The sequence below is a fragment of the Moorena sp. SIO3I6 genome (assembly GCF_010672095.1).
Genome location: NZ_JAAHHU010000702.1, coordinates 1 through 2409 on the forward strand (window position 1 = coordinate 1; position 2409 = coordinate 2409).

At 44.2% G+C, this 2409-nt stretch carries 2 protein-coding genes; one reads left to right on the plus strand and one right to left on the minus strand.

Translation table 11 applies throughout. From position 1 onward, the window contains the following. Positions 1 to 128: 128 nt before the first annotated feature. The gene (locus F6K49_RS41580) at positions 129 to 1256 is read right to left on the minus strand and encodes an ATP-binding protein (protein ID WP_293107042.1); all 1128 of its coding nucleotides are present in this window, start codon (positions 1254 to 1256) and stop codon (positions 129 to 131) included. Positions 1257 to 1633: 377 nt separating this feature from the next. Between F6K49_RS41580 and F6K49_RS41585 the strand changes: the two genes are divergently transcribed. Continuing rightward, positions 1634 to 2409 (plus strand): histidine kinase dimerization/phospho-acceptor domain-containing protein (locus tag F6K49_RS41585; RefSeq protein ID WP_293107045.1); only part of this gene is annotated, 776 nt, incomplete at its 3' end.

Consider the following 2409-nt stretch of genomic DNA (forward strand, 5'->3'; position numbering starts at 1 on the left):
CTTCTATTAGCAGAAGTTCAGGGAATTTACTGTACATATCATAGTTAATTGAAATTGGGTTAGTTGAACTTGGCTATCATATCATTTATCATTGAATTTTTATCCACAAACCCATCAGCCATCTTTGGCTACCAACTCTGATGAATTGGCAAGGTGAAATAGAATCTTGAGCCAACACCAGACTCGGATTCGACCCAAATATTTCCACCGTGACACTGGACGATTTTCTGACAAATGGCTAAACCAATCCCGGTACCGGGATACTTGCTCCTACCATGTAGTCGTTGGAATATGGAAAAAATTCGTTCAGCATACTTGGTTGGAATACCAATACCATTATCTCGAACCCCTATTAACCATTTGGATTCCTGCAACTGAGCTTCAATGTGAATCTCAGGAGTTGCCTCGGAACGGAATTTGATGCCATTACTGATTAGATTCTGGAACAATTCCACCATGTGTTGGGGATTAGCTGAGATAGTTGGCAGTGGATCATGGGTGATGACAGCATGATTTTCTTTAATGGTAACACTCAAGTTTTCAAGAACCTGTTCAAGCACTTCAGCGATATCTGTGGGTTCAAAGGTCAGTTCAGACCGACCCAAACGGGAGTAGGCGAGCAGATCTTTAATCAGACTCTGCATGCGGAAAACACCATCAACAATGTAAGCCATGTATTTGTCTGCTTCGTGATCCAATTTCCCCTGGTACTCTTCCACCAGCAATTCTGTGAAACTCTTGACCTTCCGCAGGGGTTCTTGTAAATCGTGGGAAGCCACATAAGCAAACTGTTCCAGTTCTCGGTTAGAGTTCTGTAACTGCTCAATCCACCTTGAAAATTCTGTATTGGTTATGCGATCGCTAATCCCGCAGCTAAACCCCAAGACAAATTCTACTGAACCATCACTGGCCAACTCTGGCACCAGAAAGGATTGATAAAACTGTCGCCCATTCTCTTTGATCCACTGGAATTCAATGCTCTTTTCTTGACCTGTAGCAAACACCTTTTCCATGGCTCTATCCCATAAATGGATAAAGTCTTCTGGCATCTGCAGGTCACGATGGGTTTTGCCGATCAATTCTGACTGGGCGATCCCAATGGCCTTGGACAGGGACGGATTAGCATAGACATAACGAAATTCCCGGTCAAATACCCCTATACACTCGGGAGAATTGTCCACTAGGGACTGAAACAGGTATTCCCGAGAGCTTAGAGATGGTTTTGCTGGTATGCGATCGCTATTTTGAAAGCTCATGCTTTTGGCAGACAAGTCGGACAAGGAACAATCAATTAAACCTTCCCTGTAGAGAGGTTGTAGACCAAGTCTCTACAAACAAGAACGATTTAACCGGACACGATATCAATTTTAGCTTTGTCCTCTACACTGGCAGCAACTGGTTCGGGTGCTCAATTGTGATCAATCCGATGCTACCGGAATTGATATTACCCATTACCCATTATCGGATCCTGGATATCATGATTATTCAACCAGATTTGATCAGGACTTAGGCACCAAGACCCTTAAAACCCGGTTTCTGGCTATAAATCAAAGGCTCAAATTGCTGTAATTTTTTTTAAGAAACCGGGTTGGCGGCGTAAGTCCTGTTGATCTTAGATGTCTGTTAAATAAGCATGTTTCAAACTACTCGCCGACGCCTTGCTCTGTGGTACACTACCGTCACAGCAGTCTTACTGTTACTATTTGCAACTGGTGTCTATCTTTATGTCCGCCACACCCTGATTGAACGGGTTGATGACACCCTCAAACATGTCGTAGAAGTGGTAGAGCGATCACTGGTGATTCAACCTGTGGATCATGGCGAGATGCCCTATCAATTCAACATTGAAGCCAGTTTTCGAGACAATAGTGATCGGGTAGAAGATGACCACATTGACCTGGAGTGGTTTAGTCCGAAGGGGGATTTGCTTTGGTCAACCTTCTCAGAACCCTTAACTATTCCCTTAAAGACCAACACCACTAGGGCAACAGTTCATTTATCAGCAGAGCATCTCCTGCGACAGTTAACCCAACCGGTGGAAATCGAAGATTATATCTTAGGTTATTTACGGGTGAGCCACCCATGGTTTGAAGTCACCAAACCCAGCCACCAACTGATATTTGATCTGACTCTAGGTACAGTGGTGATGATTATCTCTACTGGTGCTATTGGTTGGTTACTATCTGGTATGGCTATGAAGCCAGTAAGAGAGTCCTACCAACGGCTTAAACAATTCACTGCTGATGCTTCCCACGAACTGAGAAACCCAATTGCTACGATTCAGACTAACGTGCAAGTTGCTCTGGGGGATCCCGATTTGGCATCTGAGTTGCAACGGCACCAACTCGAAGTGATAGAGCGATTAACCCAGCGCTTAGGAAAACTGGTCAATGACCTGCTGTTTTTGGC

What these genes read in the sequence shown, in the direction of transcription:
- F6K49_RS41580 (WP_293107042.1), bottom strand. Translation starts at nt 1,256, where the DNA reads ATGAGCTTTCAAAATAGCGATCGCATACCAGCAAAACCATCTCTAAGC.